General features: G+C 63.4%; 17 protein-coding genes. 10 read left to right on the forward strand and 7 right to left on the reverse strand.

The window, feature by feature from the left end; all coding sequences use genetic code 11:
• Positions 1 to 104 precede the first annotated feature (104 nt).
• Positions 105 to 1,082 carry an NADPH:quinone reductase gene (locus tag CAG22_RS19905; RefSeq protein ID WP_085706006.1) on the forward strand — a complete coding sequence of 326 codons (978 nt, stop codon included), beginning with the start codon at positions 105 to 107 and terminating at the stop codon, positions 1,080 to 1,082.
• A gap of 159 nt (positions 1,083 to 1,241) precedes the next feature.
• Here the strand turns inward: CAG22_RS19905 and CAG22_RS19915 are convergent, their stop codons facing one another.
• The 3 genes from CAG22_RS19915 to dprA form a co-directional block, all read right to left on the reverse strand.
• On the reverse strand, positions 1,242 to 1,550 hold the full coding sequence (locus CAG22_RS19915) for a hypothetical protein (protein ID WP_031324379.1): 309 nt from the start codon (positions 1,548 to 1,550) through the stop codon (positions 1,242 to 1,244).
• Between the two features lie 446 nt (positions 1,551 to 1,996).
• Positions 1,997 to 2,554: an L-threonylcarbamoyladenylate synthase gene (locus tag CAG22_RS19920; RefSeq protein WP_085706008.1), complete on the reverse strand. Its 558-nt coding sequence runs from the start codon at positions 2,552 to 2,554 to the stop codon at positions 1,997 to 1,999.
• A gap of 42 nt (positions 2,555 to 2,596) precedes the next feature.
• Positions 2,597 to 3,694, reverse strand: a complete 1,098-nt coding sequence (gene dprA, locus CAG22_RS19925) for a DNA-processing protein DprA (protein WP_085706009.1) — start codon at positions 3,692 to 3,694, stop codon at positions 2,597 to 2,599.
• Positions 3,695 to 3,901: 207 nt separating this feature from the next.
• Between dprA and def the strand changes: the two genes are divergently transcribed.
• From def to CAG22_RS19950, 5 genes are read left to right on the forward strand one after another with little or no spacing between them, the layout of a single operon-like run.
• A complete protein-coding gene (def, locus tag CAG22_RS19930) occupies positions 3,902 to 4,408 on the forward strand; it encodes a peptide deformylase (RefSeq protein WP_003260000.1) in 507 nt (168 codons plus the stop codon).
• 60 nt (positions 4,409 to 4,468) lie between these two features.
• Complete coding sequence (fmt, locus tag CAG22_RS19935) at positions 4,469 to 5,401, forward strand: methionyl-tRNA formyltransferase (protein WP_085706010.1); 933 nt, start codon at positions 4,469 to 4,471, stop codon at positions 5,399 to 5,401.
• A complete protein-coding gene (gene rsmB / locus CAG22_RS19940; RefSeq protein WP_013970265.1) occupies positions 5,398 to 6,708 on the forward strand; it encodes a 16S rRNA (cytosine(967)-C(5))-methyltransferase RsmB in 1,311 nt (436 codons plus the stop codon). The genes fmt and rsmB overlap by 4 nt, the downstream gene beginning before the upstream one ends.
• Positions 6,709 to 6,731: 23 nt before the next feature.
• A complete protein-coding gene (gene trkA, locus CAG22_RS19945) occupies positions 6,732 to 8,105 on the forward strand; it encodes a Trk system potassium transporter TrkA (RefSeq protein WP_013970264.1) in 1,374 nt (457 codons plus the stop codon).
• 11 nt (positions 8,106 to 8,116) lie between these two features.
• The gene (locus tag CAG22_RS19950) at positions 8,117 to 8,425 is read left to right on the forward strand and encodes a tetratricopeptide repeat protein (RefSeq protein ID WP_085706011.1); all 309 of its coding nucleotides are present in this window, start codon (positions 8,117 to 8,119) and stop codon (positions 8,423 to 8,425) included.
• Positions 8,426 to 8,542: 117 nt separating this feature from the next.
• Here CAG22_RS19950 and CAG22_RS19955 read toward each other — a convergent pair whose 3' ends face one another.
• Positions 8,543 to 9,430, reverse strand: a complete 888-nt coding sequence (locus tag CAG22_RS19955; protein WP_015268436.1) for a lysophospholipid acyltransferase — start codon at positions 9,428 to 9,430, stop codon at positions 8,543 to 8,545.
• 41 nt (positions 9,431 to 9,471) lie between these two features.
• The gene (locus CAG22_RS19960) at positions 9,472 to 10,023 is read right to left on the reverse strand and encodes a DNA-3-methyladenine glycosylase I (protein ID WP_003260004.1); all 552 of its coding nucleotides are present in this window, start codon (positions 10,021 to 10,023) and stop codon (positions 9,472 to 9,474) included.
• Between the two features lie 83 nt (positions 10,024 to 10,106).
• Between CAG22_RS19960 and glyQ the strand changes: the two genes are divergently transcribed.
• Genes glyQ through CAG22_RS19980 form a run of 4 tightly spaced genes read left to right on the forward strand, consistent with a single transcriptional unit; the run spans position 10,107 to position 14,465 of the window.
• Positions 10,107 to 11,054 carry a glycine--tRNA ligase subunit alpha gene (glyQ, locus tag CAG22_RS19965; protein ID WP_025337182.1) on the forward strand — a complete coding sequence of 316 codons (948 nt, stop codon included), beginning with the start codon at positions 10,107 to 10,109 and terminating at the stop codon, positions 11,052 to 11,054.
• Complete coding sequence (gene glyS, locus CAG22_RS19970) at positions 11,051 to 13,102, forward strand: glycine--tRNA ligase subunit beta (protein ID WP_025337181.1); 2,052 nt, start codon at positions 11,051 to 11,053, stop codon at positions 13,100 to 13,102. Before glyQ ends, glyS begins: the two co-directional genes overlap by 4 nt.
• 3 nt (positions 13,103 to 13,105) lie before the next feature.
• On the forward strand, positions 13,106 to 13,633 hold the full coding sequence (gmhB, locus tag CAG22_RS19975; protein WP_025337180.1) for a D-glycero-beta-D-manno-heptose 1,7-bisphosphate 7-phosphatase: 528 nt from the start codon (positions 13,106 to 13,108) through the stop codon (positions 13,631 to 13,633).
• Positions 13,634 to 13,679: 46 nt separating this feature from the next.
• Complete coding sequence (locus CAG22_RS19980; RefSeq protein ID WP_025337179.1) at positions 13,680 to 14,465, forward strand: 1-acyl-sn-glycerol-3-phosphate acyltransferase; 786 nt, start codon at positions 13,680 to 13,682, stop codon at positions 14,463 to 14,465.
• Positions 14,466 to 14,827: 362 nt separating this feature from the next.
• Here CAG22_RS19980 and CAG22_RS19985 read toward each other — a convergent pair whose 3' ends face one another.
• Positions 14,828 to 16,447 carry an MFS transporter gene (locus tag CAG22_RS19985; RefSeq protein WP_075046831.1) on the reverse strand — a complete coding sequence of 540 codons (1,620 nt, stop codon included), beginning with the start codon at positions 16,445 to 16,447 and terminating at the stop codon, positions 14,828 to 14,830.
• A gap of 98 nt (positions 16,448 to 16,545) precedes the next feature.
• Positions 16,546 to 18,192 carry a GMC family oxidoreductase gene (locus tag CAG22_RS19990; RefSeq protein WP_085706012.1) on the reverse strand — a complete coding sequence of 549 codons (1,647 nt, stop codon included), beginning with the start codon at positions 18,190 to 18,192 and terminating at the stop codon, positions 16,546 to 16,548.
• Positions 18,193 to 18,262 lie beyond the last annotated feature (70 nt).

Consider the following 18,262-nt stretch of genomic DNA (forward strand, 5'->3'; position numbering starts at 1 on the left):
CGCCGCGTAGCATACCACCCCCAGCCCGCGCGCCGCAGTTGACGGCGATCAAGCAAAGGCGTCCGATAGAAGACCTTTCCCGACCCATACGACAGGAGTGCGAGATGGCCAAGCGTATCCAGTTCAGCCAGCATGGCGGCCCGGAAGTGCTGCAGTTTGTGGAGTTTGAACCTGCCCCGCCAGGGCCACAGCAGGTGCGTGTGCGTAACTATGCAATCGGCCTGAACTTCATCGATACCTACTTCCGCAGCGGGCTGTATGCGCCGCCATCCCTGCCTTCGGGGCTGGGCACGGAAGCGGCTGGCGTGGTCGAGGCCGTGGGCGAGGGCGTGACCCGGCTGAAAGTGGGTGACCGCGTGGCCCATGCCGGCGGCCCGCTGGGCGCGTATAGCGAGGTGCACACGCTGCCGGAAGCCAACTTGGTGAAGCTGCCCGACAACATCAGCTTCGAGCAGGCGGCAGCGGTGATGCTCAAGGGTTTGACCGTGCAGTACCTGCTGAAGCAGACCTATGAGGTGAAGGCGGGTGACGTGATCCTGTTCCACGCAGCAGCTGGCGGCGTGGGTTCGTTGGCTTGCCAGTGGGCCAAGGCCTTGGGCGCCAAGCTGATCGGGACCGTGAGCTCTGCCGAGAAGGCCGAGCGGGCCAAGGCGCTGGGGGCGTGGGAGACCATCGATTACAGCCGTGAAGACGTGGCCAAGCGGGTGCTGGAGCTGACCGACGGCAAGAAATGCCCGGTGGTGTATGACGGTGTGGGTGCCGACACCTGGCTGACCTCGCTGGACTGCCTGCAGCCGCGCGGGTTGATGGTGAGCTTTGGCAATGCCTCGGGGGCAGTGAGCGGGGTGAATCTGGGGATTCTGGCGCAGAAGGGCTCACTGTATGTGACCCGGCCCACGTTGGCGACCTATGCCAACAATGCCGAGAATACCCAGGCCATGGCCGATGACCTGTTTGCGATGATTGGTAGCGGCAAGCTGGTTGTGGATATCCAGCAGCGGTATCCGCTGAGTGAGGCGGCCAAGGCACAGGCGGAGCTGTCGGCTCGGCGGACTGTGGGTTCCACAATTCTGCTTCCTTGAGTTCACTCCCACAGGTACTGCACCGGCGTTGAATACCGCGCTATCCCTGTGGGAGCGGGCATGCCCGCGAAGCAAGCACCGCGGTGCATGGCACCGGCTGCGCCGGTGTTCGCGGGCGCGCCCGCTCCCACAGGTACTGCGTCGGCCTTGAATATGGCGCTATGCCTGTGGGGGACGGGTGGTTGGTATCGACTCGATACCATCGAGAATCGCCTCCACCAATCCCTCCGCCAGTTCAATGGAATGCAGGCTCGACCAATACATGCCACGGCCTTCTTCGCGCAGGTACTCGAGGGCTTTCGAGCCCGTTTCGTAGGCGCCTCGCAGATACAGAGCTACATGAACCAAGGCGTCCTCGGCGGAAATGTTCGGGTTTACGGTGAACAGCGGTTCGTGGCCGGCGTCGCAGCGGCCGAAGGGGCGGGTGGATGTGCAGGGTAGGGGTGGATCGGGGACAATCTTCTTCATCACTAGATCTCGCTTCATGGCACCACCCAGTCGTTACCACACGAATAGGTGGCAGCTGTACGCAGGGTGGTAAACCGGGTGGGAGATCTAAAACCCAGCAGGCACGAAGCCTCCTGCGAACAGCCGCCATGGACTGCCAAGATCACCCAGAACCCGGGTTACCACACCCGATCGCCGAGTTATTCGGCGACGGCTGAAGCCTAAGGGCAGAGGTTCCCACTGAGAAGGTGATGGCAGAGGACGCGGCTCGTAGGATATTTCCCAAGCCACAAGCTGGACAGCCATTCGAGACAAAATCAGAAAAATCTGCGGGGTTCTGGGGCCGCTTTGCGGCCCAATCGCCGGCAAGCCAGCTCCCACAAGGTCCAGCATTGCCTTCAAGCCTTGTGAAATCCCTGTGGGAGCTGGCTTGCCGGCGATCGAGGGCGAAGCCCTCGCCGGCGGTATCAGCCTGGACGAACGACTTCGCCAGTCACCAGGTCACGAATCACACTCGGGTTCTTCCTTCCACCCAATGCGCCACCCAGCACCAGATCCAGCTGACCATGGAAGTACTGCTCCACCCGCAACCGGGTCTTCGCCGCCGGGCGCCCGCCCGGGTTGCACGAAGTGGAAATCAACGGCCCCACCAACGCACAAAGCTCACGTACCACCGGGTGGTCACTGACCCGCAGTGCCACGGTGTCATGTTGCCCGGTAACCCATTCGGGCAACAGGTTCTGGTGCGGTACCAGCCAGGTGTTCGGCCCCGGCCAGGTGCTGCCCATGCGGTCGATCCAGTCTTCGGGGAAGTCCTCGAACAAGAAGTCGAACTGGCGGATGTTGTCGGCTACCAGGATCAGGCCTTTATCCACTGGCCGCGACTTCAGCGCCAGCAGGCGATACACCGCGTCCTCGTTCCACGGGTCGCAGCCCAGGCCCCAGACCGCTTCCGTCGGGTAGGCGATCACTGCGCCCGCCCGGATCTCACGTGCGGCTTGTTGCACACGAAAACTGCTCACCATTTCTGTTACTCCGCCTATATACCTTGCTTGTGAGCAGTGTACTTAGCCCGCGCGGGCAAACCAACGCCCGGCTTCATTGCTGACCCGGCCTTCCAGCTCCAGTTCGGTCAGCTGCGCCAGCACGTCGGCCAGCGGCAGCTCGCTGCAGTGGGCCAGGCTTTCGCTGGTTTGTGGCGCAGCATGCAGCAGGGCGAGCAGGGGATGGTCGAATTTATCCACAACCGCAGGCGGCAGGTTCTGCCAGCCCTGCAGGCTTTCCAATATCTGCTCCACGCTCTCCACCAGCAGCGCGCCGTCACGGATCAACTGGTGGCAGCCCTTGGCACCGGGGTGGTGAATGGAGCCCGGTATGGCATACACCTCGCGGCCTTGCTCGGCAGCCAGGCGTGCGGTGATCAGCGAGCCACTGGCCAGGCTGGCCTCGACCACCAGCACGCCCAGCGACAGGCCACTGATGATGCGATTGCGCCGCGGGAAGTTGCCGGGCAGCGGCCCGGCATCCAGCGGGTACTCGGAAACCAGCGCGCTGCCGTTGTCGATCATCGCTTGCGCAAGCGACTTGTGGCGCTGTGGATAAAGTTTTTGCAACCCCGTACCGAGCACGCCAATCGTGCCCCCACCTGCCTGCAATGCGGCCCGATGAGCGGCACCGTCGATGCCCACGGCCAAGCCACTGGTAATGGTGAAACCGGCCTGCGCCAGGTAGCGGGAAAATGCCGCAGCGGTGTCGAGCGCCGGGGGTGAAGCACGCCTGCTGCCCACAATTGCCAGCTGTGGGCGCTCGAGCAAGGCGGGGTCGCCAGCGACGAAAAGCAGCGGAGGGGCATCATCGATTTCCGCCAAGAGTGGCGGGTAGCCAGGGCCGTCCCACATCAGCAAATGCTGGCCCGGGAGCTCTAGCCAGGCCATTGCGGCCAGTGCACCCTCACGTACTTCGGCACTGCGCCGGGCATCGATGGTGGCCTGTGGTATGCCCAATGCGCGCCACGCGCCGGCCGGTGCGCACAGTGCCGACGAGGCGCTGCCAAAGGCCTCCAGCAAGGTGTTAAAGCGACGCAATCCCGTTTCCGGCAGCCGGTGCAGGCGTAATCGCGCCTCCAGTTCGGCAGGCGGAAGAGGCGACGAATGGTAGGTCTGCATGGGGATCATCCTTGATCGAATTGGGGCCATCGACGTGGCACAAACTGTGGATAACTTTGTTGATAACGCTTTGACAACCTGTCCATCGAATGGGCTATAAGCGGCCCTTGAAAACCCTAGCCGAGCTTTGCCAGGTGCTGAAATCCCCGTTTCCCTTTATTATGTGTGCTCAGTTTTCAACCGAACGCACAGTGACTGCCTGACCTTATGGCCATCTTGAACATTCTCGAATTCCCGGACCCGCGCCTGCGCACCATCGCCAAGCCGGTGACGGTGTTCGACGACGCCCTGCGTCAGCTGATCGACGACATGTTTGAAACCATGTACGAAGCCCCTGGCATCGGCCTGGCCGCCACCCAGGTCAACGTGCACCAGCAGGTCGTGGTCATGGACCTCAGTGAAGACCGCAGCGAGCCGCGCGTCTTTATCAACCCCACGGTCGAAGAGCTGACCCATGACATGGGCCAGTACCAGGAAGGCTGCCTGTCGGTACCTGGCTTCTACGAGAACGTCGACCGCCCGCTGCGTGTGCGGGTCAAGGCCCAGGACCGCGACGGCAAGCCGTACGAACTGGAGTGCGAAGGCCTGCTGGCGGTGTGCGTACAGCATGAATTCGATCACCTCAACGGCAAGCTGTTCGTCGACTACCTGTCGCAGCTCAAGCGCGACCGGATCAAGAAGAAGCTGGAAAAGCAGCACCGCCAGCAAGCCTGATCCCCACCTTCCAGAAGGCTTGCTCCGGCAAGCCTTTTTCTTTTTTGAAGCGAGAACTCCATGCGCATCGTCTTTGCAGGCACTCCAGAGTTTGCCGCCGAACACCTCAGGGCCTTGCTCGACAGCCCCTACGAGATCGTGGCCGTCTACACCCAGCCCGACCGCCCGGCCGGCCGCGGCCAGAAGCTGATGCCGAGCGCGGTCAAGCAACTGGCTGTGGCCCATGACATCCCGGTGTTCCAGCCGCCGACCCTGCGCAACGCCGAAGCCCAGGCCGAACTGGCCGCGCTGAAGCCGGACCTGATGGTGGTGGTCGCCTATGGCCTGATCCTGCCGCAGGTGGTGCTGGATATCCCGCGCCTGGGCTGCATCAACAGCCATGCCTCCCTGCTGCCACGCTGGCGCGGTGCCGCACCGATCCAGCGCGCCGTGGAAGCCGGCGACGCCGAGAGCGGTGTGACCGTGATGCGTATGGAAGCGGGCCTGGACACCGGCCCGATGCTGCTCAAGGTGGTCACCCCGATCAGCGCCGAAGACACCGGCGGCAGCCTGCACGACCGCTTGGCCGAGATGGGCCCGCACGCAGTCGTCCAGGCCATCGCCGGCCTGGCCGATGGTTCGCTGCAAGGCGAAGTTCAGGACGATGCCCTGGCTACCTACGCGCACAAGCTGAACAAGGACGAAGCGCGCATCGACTGGAGCCGCCCGGCCGTCGAGCTGGAACGCCTGATCCGTGCCTTCAACCCGTGGCCGATTTGCCACAGCACCCTCGATGGCGAAAGCGTGAAAGTGCTGGCCGCCAACTTGTCCACAGCGACAGGCACCCCCGGCGAGATCCTCTCCGCCAGCAAGGACGGCCTGGTGGTCGCCTGCGGTGATCAGGCGCTGAGCCTGACCCGCCTGCAACTGCCCGGCGGCAAGCCGCTGAACTTCAGCGACCTGTTCAACAGCCGTCGCGAGAAATTCGCCAGCGGCAAGGTGCTGGGCCAATGAACCCACGCCTCGCCGCCGCCCGTGCCCTTGCCGCTGTGCTCAGTGGCAAGGCCTCGCTGAACAGCTCGCTGCCGGCGCAACTGGACAAGGTCGATGAACGCGACCGCGGCCTGACCCAGGACCTGGCGTTCGGCACCGCGCGCTGGCAGCCACGCCTCGACCTGCTGGCCGCGCAGCTGCTGCAGAAGCCGTTCAAGGCCGCCGATGCCGATGTGCAGGCGCTGCTGCTGGTCGGCCTGTACCAGCTGTTCTACAGCCGTATCCCGGCCCACGCGGCCATTGGCGAGACTGTCGGATGTGCCGACAAGCTGAAGAAGCCGTGGGCCAAGGGCCTGCTCAATGCCGTGCTGCGCCGTGCCCAACGCGAAGGCGAAGAGTTGCTGGCCGGCATGGAGCGCGACCCGGTGGTACGCACCGCCCACCCGCGCTGGCTGCAGAAGTCGCTCAAGGCCTTCTGGCCGGAGCAGTGGGAGGCCATCTGCGCCGCCAACAACGCCCACCCGCCGATGATCCTGCGGGTCAACCGCCGCCACCACAGCCGCGATGCCTACCTGGCACTGCTGGCCGAGGCAGGTGTTGGCGCCAGCGCCTGCCAGTACAGCCGTGACGGTATCGTGTTGGCCGAAGCCTGCGATGTGCGCGGCCTGCCAGGCTTTGCCGAAGGCTGGGTGAGCGTTCAGGACGAAGCCGCGCAACTGTCCGCCGACCTGCTGGAACTGGCCCCCGGCCAGCGCGTGCTCGACGCCTGCTGTGCACCGGGCGGCAAGACCTGCCACCTGCTGGAAGCCGAAGCCGGCCTGGCCCACGTGGTGGCCATCGACCTCGAAGCCAAGCGCCTGACCCGCGTGCGCGAGAACCTCGACCGCCTGCAACTGGACGCCGAGCTGATCGCCTGCGATGCCCGCGACACCGCCAGCTGGTGGGACGGCAAGCCGTTCCAGCGCATCCTGCTCGACGCACCATGCTCGGCCACCGGCGTGATCCGCCGTCACCCGGACATCAAGCTGACCCGTCAGGCCGACGACATCCCGGCCCTGGCCACGCTACAAGGCGAGCTGCTCGATGCCCTGTGGCCGACCCTGGAAGTGGGCGGCATGCTGCTGTACGCCACCTGCTCCAGCCTGCCGACCGAGAACACCGAAGTGATCGATGCCTTCCTCGCCCGCACCCCGGGCGCCCGTGAGCTGGACCTGGCCACCGAAGCCGGCCTGCGCCAGCCCCACGGCCGCCAGTTGCTGGCCCAGGAAGGCGGCCACGACGGTTTCTACTATGCCAAGCTGATCAAGATCGCCGCTTCGCGCGGATAAGAACAAAAGGTAGGGAGTAGCGGATGAAGATCATCATCCTCGGCGCAGGGCAGGTAGGCGGTACGCTGGCGGAGCACCTGGCCAGCGAAGCCAACGACATCACCGTGGTCGACACTGACGGCGACCGCCTGCGCGACCTGGGCGACCGCCTGGACATCCGCACCGTGCAAGGCCGCGGCTCGCTGCCTACGGTGCTGCGCCAGGCCGGTGCCGACGACGCCGACATGCTGGTGGCGGTAACCAACAGTGACGAGACTAACATGGTCGCCTGCCAGGTGGCCTATTCGCTGTTCCACACGCCGACCAAGATCGCCCGGGTGCGCGAGTCGGCCTACCTGACCCGCGAAGAGCTGTTCGACAACGACCATATCCCGGTCGACGTGCTGATCAGCCCCGAGCAGGTAGTGACCAACTACATCAAGCGCCTGATCGAGCACCCAGGCTCGCTGCAGGTAATCGACTTCGCCGAAGGCAAGGCCCAGCTGGTGGCAGTGAAGGCGTACTACGGTGGCCCGCTGGTAGGCCAGCAACTGCGCCAGATCCGCGCGCACATGCCCAACGTCGACACCCGCGTGGCGGCCATCTTCCGCCGCGACCGCCCGATCACCCCGCGGGGCGACACGGTGATCGAAGCCGACGACGAAGTGTTCTTCATCGCCGCGAAGAAGGACATCCGCGCGGTGATGGGTGAGCTGCGCCGTATCGACGAAACCAACAAGCGTGTGGTCATCGCCGGTGGCGGGCAGATCGGCGAACGCCTGGCCGAGGCTATCGAAAGCCGCTACCAGGTGAAGATCATCGAGATGAGTCCGGCCCGTTGCCGACACCTTTCCGACACCCTGGAAAGCACCGTGGTGCTGCAGGGCAGCGCCTCGGACAAGGACCTGATGCTGGAGGAGAACATCGCCGACGCCGACATCTTCCTGGCCCTGACCAACGACGACGAGGCCAACATCATGTCGTCGCTGCTGGCCAAGCGCCTGGGTGCGCGCAAGGTGATGACCATCATCAACAACCCGGCCTATGTCGACCTGGTGCAGGGTGGCGACATCGACATCGCCATCAGCCCGCAGCTGGCCACCATCGGCACCCTGCTGGCGCACGTGCGCCGGGGCGACATCGTCAGCGTGCACTCGCTGCGCCGTGGCGCTGCCGAAGCTATCGAAGCGGTGGCGCACGGGGATTCGAAGTCGAGCAAGGTGGTCGGCAAGGCGATCGAAGACATCGCCCTGCCGCCGGGCACTACCATCGGCGCGATCATTCGTGACGAAGAGGTGATGATTGCCCACGACGACACCATGATCGAATCGGGCGACCATGTGATCCTGTTCGTTGTGGATAAAAAGCATATTCGGGATGTGGAGAAGCTGTTCCACGTCGGCTTGAGTTTCTTCTAGGAGCACAGGGCATGCGCGAATCGCTGGAGAAGATGCTGGCCAAGGGTGTGGATAACCCGTTGTTGAGGTTCGGCCTGGGCAAGGCCTGGCTGGACGAAGGCAATGGCGCTGAAGCGGCGGTGCATCTGGCACGGTGCGTGGAACAGGACCCGAAGTACTCGGCGGCGTGGAAGCTGCTGGGCAAGGCGCATCAGCTGCAGGGTGACCTGGCGGCGGCGCGCAAGGCCTGGGAGGAGGGGATCATGGCGGCGCAGGCCCATGGGGACAAGCAGGCCGAGAAAGAGATGACCGTGTTTCTGAAGAAACTGAACAAGGTCTGAAATCGCCGGGGCTGCTTTGCAGCCCATCGCGACACAAGGCCGCTCCTACAGGAGACCGCGATCCCTTGTAGGAGCGGCCTTGTGTCGCGAAAGGGGCGCGAAGCGCCCCCAGAAATATCAGTACCAGCGCGCCTCGCCAGCCGGGCGCTTCTTGAAGCGCTTCATGCTCCACATGTACTGGCTCGGGTACTCGCGCACATAGCGCTCGACTACCTTGCTCATCGCCGCTGCCGACACGGTCACGTCGGTGCTGTACATCTCTTCTGGCGCCGCCTCCAGGAACACCTTGAAGCCCGAGCCATCCGGCAGCCGCAGGGCATGCAGGAACACCCCCACCGCCTTGCCCCCGGCCAGCATGTTCGGCACGAACTTGCTGGTCAGCGCCTGGGTACCCAGGAACGGCACGAACACCCCCGCCGACTCTGCCGGCTCCGGGTCGGCAGGAATACCCACCTGGCCACCACGGCGCACTTCCTTGATCACGCTGAGGATGCCTTCCTTGGTCGAAGGCGCGACGCGGTTGCCCATCTGCACCCGCTGCTCGCGCAGCAGGTCATCCACCGCCTTCAGCTTCGGCGGGCGGTAGAAGATGATCGGTTTGCACTGGTTGCAGTAGAAGTGGTTCAGCACTTCCCAGTTGCCCAGGTGGCTGGTGATGCCGACCACGCCCTTGCCCGAGGCCAGGGCCTGCTCCAGCACTTCCAGGCCGTGCACTTCCTTGACCAGCTCCAGCGAGCGCTGCGGCGGCCAGATCCAGGCACAGGCACTTTCGACGAAGGATTTACCGATATCCTTCAACGCGCGGCCAACAAGCTGCTCGCGCTCGGCCGGGTCCATCTCCGGGAAGCACTTGGCCAGGTTGATGCGCACGACATTGCGCGAGCCGTTGGGGATCTTCCACATCAGCCAGCCGATACCGGCGCCGACGCGCTGCACAGCGCCCCAGGGCAGCTTGGCAAACAGACGCAGCACCCCGACCATCAGGGCGCCCTTGAACTTTTCCACAGGCGAATTCCTTATTTCAGCAAGGCGCGCATTGTAACCCCTCAGCGCAACAAGGCGGCGTAGCGATCGCAATCGGTGGTGTGGTCCATGACCATGCCGGTGGCCTGCATGAAGGCATAGCAGATGGTCGGGCCAACAAACGTGAAGCCGGCTTTCTGCAGGGCTTTGCTCATCGCCTTGGCTTCATCGGTAACCGCTGGCACCTCGCTGCGGCCCGTGAAGTGATTGATCTTCGGCGCACCACCAACGAATGACCAGAGCCAGTCGGCGGGGTTGTCCACAGCCAGCCAGGCCTGGGCATTGCGCCTGGCAGCCTTGAGCTTGAGGCGGTTGCGGATGATGCCGGCATCCTGCATCAGCTCCTCGATGCGTTCGTCGCTCATGACGGCGAGTTTCACCGGATCGAAGCCGTGCATCACCTCGCGATAACGCTCGCGTTTACGCAATACGGTGATCCACGAAAGCCCCGCCTGGAACCCTTCGAGCAAAAGCATCTCGAACAGCAACGCCGGGTCACGCTGGGGCGTTCCCCATTCCTGGTCATGGTAGGCCTGGTACAACGGATCGTCGGTACACCAAAAGCAGCGTGGCATAAGGCTCCAATGAGTAGAGGGCGAGGCGAATCAGGTTATACTCCCGCTCTTTACATCCGCATCCCCAGATACAGGTGAATTTCGTGAGCCAGCCTACGCCAGCCGTGCGTACCTTCCAAGACCTGATCCTCGCCCTGCAGAACTACTGGGCCGAGCAAGGTTGTGTGGTGCTTCAGCCCTACGATATGGAAGTAGGCGCCGGCACTTTCCACACCGCTACATTCCTGCGCGCCGTGGGTCCAGAAACTTGGAACGCCGCCTATGTGCAGCCTAGCCGTCGCCCTGCCGACGGGCGGTATGGCGAAAACCCCAACCGCCTGCAGCACTACTACCAGTTCCAGGTGGTACTGAAGCCCAACCCGGCCAACTTCCAGGAGCTGTACCTCGGCTCGCTGAAAGCCATCGGCCTGGACCCGCTGGTCCACGACATTCGCTTCGTCGAAGACAACTGGGAATCGCCGACCCTCGGCGCCTGGGGCCTGGGCTGGGAAATCTGGCTCAACGGCATGGAAGTCACCCAGTTCACCTACTTCCAGCAGGTAGGCGGTATCGAGTGCTACCCGGTCACCGGTGAAATCACCTACGGCCTGGAGCGCCTGGCCATGTACATCCAGGGCGTCGACTCGGTGTACGACCTGGTGTGGGCCGACGGCCCGTTCGGCAAGGTCACCTACGGCGACGTGTTCCACCAGAACGAGGTGGAGCAGTCGACCTACAACTTCGAGCACGCCAACGTCGAGAAGCTATTCGAGCTGTTCGACTTCTACGAAAGCGAAGCCAACCGCCTGATCAAGCTGGACCTGCCGCTGCCGACCTATGAAATGGTCCTGAAGGCCTCGCACACCTTCAACCTGCTGGACGCCCGCCGCGCCATCTCGGTAACCGAGCGCCAGCGCTACATCCTGCGTGTACGTACCCTGGCCCGGGACGTGGCGCAAAGCTATCTGCAAGCCCGCGCACGCCTGGGCTTCCCGATGGCCACCCCTGAACTGCGTGACGAAGTGTTGGCTAAGCTGGAGGCTGCACAATGAGTGCTCAAGATTTCCTGGTAGAACTGGGCACCGAAGAGCTGCCACCGAAGGCCCTCGCCAGCCTCGGCGAAGCCTTCCTGGCTGGTATCGAGAAAGGCCTGCAGGCCGCTGGCCTGAACTACACCGGCAAGCAGGTTTACGCCGCGCCGCGTCGCCTGGCCGTGCTGATCCGCCAGCTGGACGTGCAGCAGCCTGACCGCAGCATCAATATCGACGGCCCGCCCCTGCAGGCTGCTTTCAAAGACGGCGAGCCGACCCAGGCTGCCTTGGGCTTTGCCAAGAAATGCGGTGTGGATCTGTCGGAAATCGACCAGACCGGCGCCAAGCTGCGCTTCTCCCAGCACATCCCGGGCAAGGCCACCGCTGGCCTGTTGCCGACCATCGTCGAAGATTCGCTCAACGACCTGCCGATCCCCAAGCGCATGCGCTGGGCGGCCAGCCGTGAAGAGTTCGTGCGCCCGACCCAATGGCTGGTGATGCTGCTGGGCGACCAGGTGGTCGACTGCACCATCCTGTCGCAGAAGGCCGGCCGTGAATCCCGTGGCCATCGCTTCCACCACCCGGAAAACGTGGTCATCACCACCCCGGCCAACTACGTCGAAGACCTGCGCAAAGCCTACGTGCTGGCCGACTTCGCCGAGCGCCGCGAGCTGATCAGCAAGCGTACCGCCGAACTGGCCATGCAGCAGGAAGGCAGCGCCATCGTGCCGCCGGCACTGCTGGACGAAGTGACCGCCCTGGTCGAGTGGCCAGTGCCGCTGGTGTGCTCGTTCGAGGAGCGTTTCCTCGAAGTGCCACAGGAAGCCCTGATCACCACCATGCAGGACAACCAGAAGTACTTCTGCCTGCTGGACAGCGAAGGCAAGCTGCTGCCGCGCTTCATCACCGTGGCCAACGTCGAGAGCCGCGACCCGAAGCAGATCGTGCAAGGCAACGAGAAGGTCGTGCGCCCACGCCTGACCGATGCCGAGTTCTTCTTCAAGCAGGACAAGAAGCAGCCGCTGGAAACCTTCAACGAGCGCCTGAAGAACGTGGTGTTCCAGGCTCAGCTGGGCACTGTCTACGACAAGGCCGAGCGCGTTTCCAGACTGGCTGCGTTCATCGCCCCGCTGATCGGCGGCGACGCCCAGCGCGCCGGCCGTGCCGGCCTGCTGTCGAAGTGCGACCTGGCCACCGAGATGGTCGGCGAGTTCCCTGAAATGCAGGGTGTGGCCGGTTACTACTACGCGCTCAACGACGGTGAGCCGGAAGACGTGGCCCTGGCCCTGAACGAGCAGTACATGCCGCGCGGTGCTGGCGCCGAGCTGCCGCAGACCCTCACCGGTGCTGCCGTGGCCATCGCCGACAAGCTCGACACCCTGGTCGGCATTTTCGGCATCGGCATGCTGCCTACCGGCAGCAAGGACCCGTACGCCCTGCGCCGTGCCGCCCTGGGCGTGCTGCGTATCCTGATCGAGAAGCAGCTGGACCTGGACCTGACCGGTGCGGTCGAGTTCGCGGTCAAGCAGTTCGGCGCCAAGGTCAAGGCCGCCGGCCTGGCCGAACAGGTGCTGGAGTTCATCTTCGACCGACTGCGTGCGCGTTACGAAGACGAAGGCATCGACGTGGCCACCTACCTGTCGGTACGTGCCCTGCAGCCAGGTTCTGCCCTGGACTTCGACCAACGCGTACAGGCTGTACAAGCCTTCCGCAAGCTGCCGGAAGCCGAGGCCCTGGCCGCGGTGAACAAGCGCGTGTCGAACCTGCTGAGCAAGGCCGAAGGCGCCATCGCCGATCACGTCGAGCCGAAGTACTTCGACAACGCCAACGAGTTCTCCCTGTACTCGGCCATCCAGCAGGCCGACCAGGCCGTGCAACCGATGGCTGCTGCACGCCAGTACAGCGAATCGCTGGCCCGCCTGGCGGCGCTGCGTGACCCGGTCGACGCCTTCTTCGAGGCGGTGATGGTCAACGCCGAGGATGCCAAGGTACGCGCCAACCGTTATGCCCTGCTCAGCCGCCTGCGCGGCCTGTTCCTGGGCGTGGCCGACATTTCGCTGCTGGGGTAAGCCTTGAAACTGCTGATTCTCGACCGTGACGGAGTAATCAACTACGACTCCGACGCCTACATCAAGACGCTGGACGAGTGGGTGCCGATCCCTGGCTCGGTCGAAGCGATCGCGCAGTTGAGCAAGGCGGGCTGGACGGTGGCCGTGGCCACCAACCAGTCCGGCATTGCCCGTGGCTACTATGCGCTGGCAACCCTCGAGGCCATGCACGCGCGCCTGCGCGCGCTGGTGGCCGAGCAGGGCGGCGAGGTGGGTCACATCGTGTATTGCCCGCACGGGCCGGACGAAGGCTGCGATTGCCGCAAGCCCAAGCCTGGCATGCTGCGGGCGATCGCCGAGCATTACCAGGTCGGCCTGGAAGGCGTCTGGTTCGTTGGCGACAGCAAAGGTGACCTGGAGGCCGCCCTGGCCGTCGGTGCACAACCCGTGCTGGTGAAAACCGGCAAGGGCGAGCGGACCCTGGAAAAAGGCGTCCCGGAAACTACACTGATTTTCGACGATCTGGCAGCTATCGCCAGAGAACTAATTTAAACAGTGCGCCTTCGGGCGCATTTTTCTCAGGCGGGCATGCCCCGCAATGGTACAAGCCACTATGTCGATCCTGCAGGCGATCAGAATCTTTCTTTTTTACCTGCTGCTGGGCACCAGTTCGCTGCTGTGGTGCTCGCTGAGCTTCTTCGTCGCGCCGTTCCTGTCGTTCCCCAAGCGCTACAAGTTCATCAACGTGTACTGGTGCCGTTGCGCGTTGTTCCTGGTGCGCACCATCCTGGGTATCGACTACAAGATCACTGGCGCCGAGAACGTGCCTGATGAGCCTTGCGTGATCCTGTCCAACCACCAGAGCACCTGGGAAACCTTCTTCCTTTCCCAGTATTTCTCGCCGCTGAGCCAGGTGCTCAAGCGCGAGTTGCTGTACGTGCCGTTCTTCGGTTGGGCCATGGCCATGCTGCGGCCGATCGCGATCAACCGCGATAACCCCAAGGAAGCCCTGCGCCAGGTAGCCAGCAAGGGTGACGAGCTGCTCAAGCAGAAGACCTGGGTGCTGATCTTCCCGGAAGGCACCCGCGTGCCATTCGGCACCATGGGCAAGTTCTCCCGTGGCGGTACCGCGCTGGCAGTGAATGCCGGGCTGCCGGTGCTGCCGATTGCCCATAATGCCGGCAAGTTCTGGCCGAAGACCGGTTGGGGCAAACGCGCCGGCACCATCGAGGTGGTGATTGGCGAACCGATGTACGCCAACGGCACCGGGCCACGGGCCATCGCCGAGCTCAACGACCGCGCCGCGGCGTGGAACGAAGCGACCCAGCGGGCCATGGGTTCGCTGCCGCCAGCAGAGGAAAAACCCCAGGAACAGATGGCCTGACCATCTGTGGATAACTTGTGAACTGTTTTTGGATTAAAAGCCTGAAGTGATAGCTAAGTGTTTGAATTAGCTGTTTATTTCTGTGTATGACATTTTTCTGAAAATCGTGCATAAGTTTTTTTGGGGCATAAGAAAACCGGCTTTTACAGCCGGTTTTTTTATGGGTTCGGAAGCAGGATTGCACCATCTGTGGGAGAAGACTGTGGGAGCGGCCTTGCGTCGCGAAAGGGCCGCAAGGCGGCCCCAGCAATTCATGCATCACAGCTGAAATCCTGGGGCTGCTGCGCAGCCCAATCGCGACACAAGGCCGCTCCCACAACAAGCGCGTCAGCGCCTGAGCATTTGGTGCAGGCCTTGAGCTGTCAGATCTTGTCGATATCCACATCCTTGGTTTCTTTCAGGCAGAAGATCCCCACCACCAGGCTGACCCCGGTCACCAGCACCGGGTACCACAGCCCGTAGAAGATATCCCCGGTATACACCACCAGCGCGAACGACACCGTTGGCAGGAAGCCACCGAACCAGCCGTTGCCGATATGGTAGGGCAGCGACATCGAGGTGTAGCGGATGCGGGTCGGGAACAGCTCGACCATCACCGCCGCCAGCGGGCCATAGGTCATGGTCGCGATCAGGATCATCGCCACGATCAGCACCACCACCATCACCTGGTTGACCTGCCCAGGGTCGGCCTTGGCCGGGTAGCCGGCCTGTTCCACCGCCGCACGCATGGCCGCTTCGTCGAAGCCGTTGATGGTCTTGTCACCGATGTTGACCACCACATCGCTGCCGGCCACATCCACCGAGCTGTACGGTAGGCCCTGCTTGACCAGGAAGGTCTTGACCTTGTCGCACGGGCTGTCGAAACGCGCCTTGCCCACCGGGTCGAACTGGAAGGTGCAGCCTTGCGGGTCGGCAGTGACAACGATCGGCGCCTGGCGGCTGGCCGCATCGATCTGTGGGTTGGCGTAGTGGCTCAGCGCCTTGAACAGCGGGAAGTACAGCACCGTAGCCAGGAGCAGGCCGAGCATCAGGATCGGCTTGCGGCCAATACGGTCGGACAACCAGCCGAACAACACGAAGAACGGCGCACCAATGACCACGCTGATGATCAGCAGGGTATTGGCCTGGGCCGGGTCCATCTTCAGCATCTGGGTCATGAAGAACAGCACGTAGAACTGCGCCGTGTAGAAGGTCACAGCCTGCCCGGCGTTGATGCTGAAAAGGGCGGTGAGCACCACTTTAAGGTTCGGCCAGGAGGTGAACGACTCACGGATCGGCGACTTGCTGACCTTGCCCTGGGCCTTCATTTTCACGAAGGCCGGCGACTCGTGCATGCTCATGCGGATCCAGGTGGAAATCGCCAGCAGCACGATCGACAGCAGGAACGGCAGGCGCCAACCCCAGGTTTCGAACTGGTCGCCACTGATATAGCGGCTGCCCAGCACGACCACCAGTGACAACAACAGGCCAAGGGTGGCGGTGGACTGGATGAAACCCGTGTGGAAACCGCGCTTGCCGGGCGGCGCATGCTCGGCCACATAGGTTGCCGCACCGCCGTATTCACCACCCAGCGCCAGCCCCTGCAGCATGCGCAGCACCACCAGGATGATCGGTGCCGCGATGCCGATGCTGGCGTAGGTGGGCAACAACCCCACCGCGAAGGTGGACAGGCCCATCAGCACGATGGTAACCAGGAAGGTGTACTTGCGCCCGATCATGTCGCCCAGCCGGCCGAACACAAGCGCGCCGAATGGCCGCACCAGGAAGCCGGCGGCAAAGGCCATCAGGGCGAAGATGAAGGCGGTGGTATCGTTCACGCCAGCGAAGAACTGCTTGCTGATGACCGCTGCCAGCGCACCATAGAGAAAAAAGTCATACCACTCGAAAACTGTCCCGAGGGATGACGCGAAAATGATCTTGCGTTCTTCACGACGGCTGGAGCTGCTGGCCGCCGCACCCTGCTCTTGGATGTAATCCGACATCGTTGCTGTCCTCGGCCCGCAGGCCACAGTGATTATTCTTGTTGTTCCACTGTCGGCAGCTTCTGACCGCCAGCTGCCGGTACTGCACGCACCCGGGGTCAGGGCGTCGGTATCGCGTCTTCGTTCAGATAGGTCTGGGTGGCAGCTCCTTTGAGGATCAGTTGCGCCGCCTTCTCGGCGATCATCAGGGTGGGTGAACAAGTATTGCCGGAGGTGATCTGCGGCATGATCGAGGCGTCCGCCACGCGCAGGCCGGGGATGCCGTGTACGCGCAACTGGTTATCCACAACGTCCAGTTCGCCATTGCCCATGCGGCAGGTGCCTACCGGGTGGAAGATGGTGGTGCCGATCTTGCCGGCGGCTTCGAACAGCTCTTCTTCGGTTTGCAGGGCTGGGCCCGGCAGGTATTCCTTTGGGTCGAACGCAGCGAGGGCAGGGGCCTGGACGATTCGCCGGGTAAGGCGAATTGAATCGGCGGCGACGCGCAGGTCCTGGGGGTCGCTGAGGTAGTTGGGGTCGATCAGCGGTGTGCTGTTCATGTCGCTGCTGCGGATATCGATACGCCCGCGGCTGGCCGGGCGCAGGTTGCACACCGAGGCGGTAAAGGCCGGGAACCTGTGCAGTGGCTCGCCAAAGCGCTCAAGTGACAGCGGCTGCACGTGGTACTGCAGGTTGGCGGTGGCCTGCTCCGGGCTCGAACGCACGAACGCGCCCAGTTGGCTCGGCGCCATGGCCAGCGGGCCACTGCGGTCATAGAGGTAGCGCAGGCCCATGCCCATCTTGCCCCACAGGCTGTTGGCCATCTGGTTCAGGGTACGGGTATTGCGGATCTGGTAGATCAGGCGCAGTTGCAGGTGATCCTGCAGGTTGCCGCCAACACCGGGCATGTCGTGACGCACGCCAATGCCCAGGCTTTCCAGTAACTGCCGCGGGCCGATGCCGGAGCGCTGCAGGATACCGGGAGAGCCTACAGCGCCCGCACAGAGGATGATCTCGCGACGTGCCGCAAACTCGTGCCAGGCACCCTGCCAGAACGCCTTTGCCGCCCGTGCACGGGTGTTGTTGAGCAGCACCTGGTCAACCTGAACGCCGGTCAGCACGGTGAGGTTGGGGCGATCCTTGATCGGTCGCAGGAAAGCCTTGGAAGCGTTCCAGCGCACACCGCTGCGCTGGTTGACCTGGAAATATCCACAGCCCTGGTTGTCGCCGGTATTGAAGTCATCGACCTTGCCGATGCCGCTTTGCTCGGCGGCATCACGGAAGGCATCGAGGATCGGCCAGCTATAGCGCTGGCGCTCGACCCGCCATTCGCCATCACCACCGTGGTGCTCGCTGGCGCCGGCAAAATGGCTTTCGCTGGCCTTGAACAGCGGCAGTACGTCCTTCCAGGCCCAGCCGTCGTTGCCTTGCTCGGCCCAACGGTCGTAGTCGGCGGCCTGGCCGCGCATGTAGATCATGCCATTGATCGAGGAGCAGCCACCCAGCACCTTGCCGCGTGGATAACCCAGCGCACGACCGCCCAGGCCGGGCTGCGCCTCGGTCTTGAAGCACCAATCGGTGCGCGGGTTGCCGATGCAATAGAGGTAACCGACGGGGATATGGATCCAGGGATAGTTATCGCGCCCACCCGCTTCCAGCAGCAGCACTCGGCAGGAAGGGTCGGCGGACAAACGATTGGCCAACAGGCAACCGGCGGGACCGGCCCCTACGACCACGTAGTCGAAGACAGAATCGGCTGATGGCATGTGCAACCTCGGGCCTGATTATTATTCTTGTCCCGATCCATCTTAGTGAGTAATTTCGTGGAGGAAACAC

It is taken from the genome of Pseudomonas sp. B8(2017) (genome assembly GCF_002113575.1).
Lineage (GTDB): Bacteria > Pseudomonadota > Gammaproteobacteria > Pseudomonadales > Pseudomonadaceae > Aquipseudomonas > Aquipseudomonas putida_Z.

Excerpts from the sequence above, each read along its gene's own strand:
- CAG22_RS19905 (WP_085706006.1), top strand. The coding sequence starts at position 105 with ATGGCCAAGCGTATCCAGTTCAGCCAGCATGGCGGCCCGGAAGTGCTG.
- CAG22_RS19915 (WP_031324379.1), bottom strand. The coding sequence starts at position 1,550 with ATGAAGAAGATTGTCCCCGATCCACCCCTACCCTGCACATCCACCCGC.
- CAG22_RS19920 (WP_085706008.1), bottom strand. The coding sequence starts at position 2,554 with ATGGTGAGCAGTTTTCGTGTGCAACAAGCCGCACGTGAGATCCGGGCG.
- dprA (WP_085706009.1), bottom strand. The coding sequence starts at position 3,694 with ATGCAGACCTACCATTCGTCGCCTCTTCCGCCTGCCGAACTGGAGGCG.
- def (WP_003260000.1), top strand. The coding sequence starts at position 3,902 with ATGGCCATCTTGAACATTCTCGAATTCCCGGACCCGCGCCTGCGCACC.
- fmt (WP_085706010.1), top strand. The coding sequence starts at position 4,469 with ATGCGCATCGTCTTTGCAGGCACTCCAGAGTTTGCCGCCGAACACCTC.
- rsmB (WP_013970265.1), top strand. The coding sequence starts at position 5,398 with ATGAACCCACGCCTCGCCGCCGCCCGTGCCCTTGCCGCTGTGCTCAGT.
- trkA (WP_013970264.1), top strand. The coding sequence starts at position 6,732 with ATGAAGATCATCATCCTCGGCGCAGGGCAGGTAGGCGGTACGCTGGCG.
- CAG22_RS19950 (WP_085706011.1), top strand. The coding sequence starts at position 8,117 with ATGCGCGAATCGCTGGAGAAGATGCTGGCCAAGGGTGTGGATAACCCG.
- CAG22_RS19960 (WP_003260004.1), bottom strand. The coding sequence starts at position 10,023 with ATGCCACGCTGCTTTTGGTGTACCGACGATCCGTTGTACCAGGCCTAC.
- glyS (WP_025337181.1), top strand. The coding sequence starts at position 11,051 with ATGAGTGCTCAAGATTTCCTGGTAGAACTGGGCACCGAAGAGCTGCCA.
- CAG22_RS19980 (WP_025337179.1), top strand. The coding sequence starts at position 13,680 with ATGGTACAAGCCACTATGTCGATCCTGCAGGCGATCAGAATCTTTCTT.
- CAG22_RS19985 (WP_075046831.1), bottom strand. The coding sequence starts at position 16,447 with ATGTCGGATTACATCCAAGAGCAGGGTGCGGCGGCCAGCAGCTCCAGC.
- CAG22_RS19990 (WP_085706012.1), bottom strand. The coding sequence starts at position 18,192 with ATGCCATCAGCCGATTCTGTCTTCGACTACGTGGTCGTAGGGGCCGGT.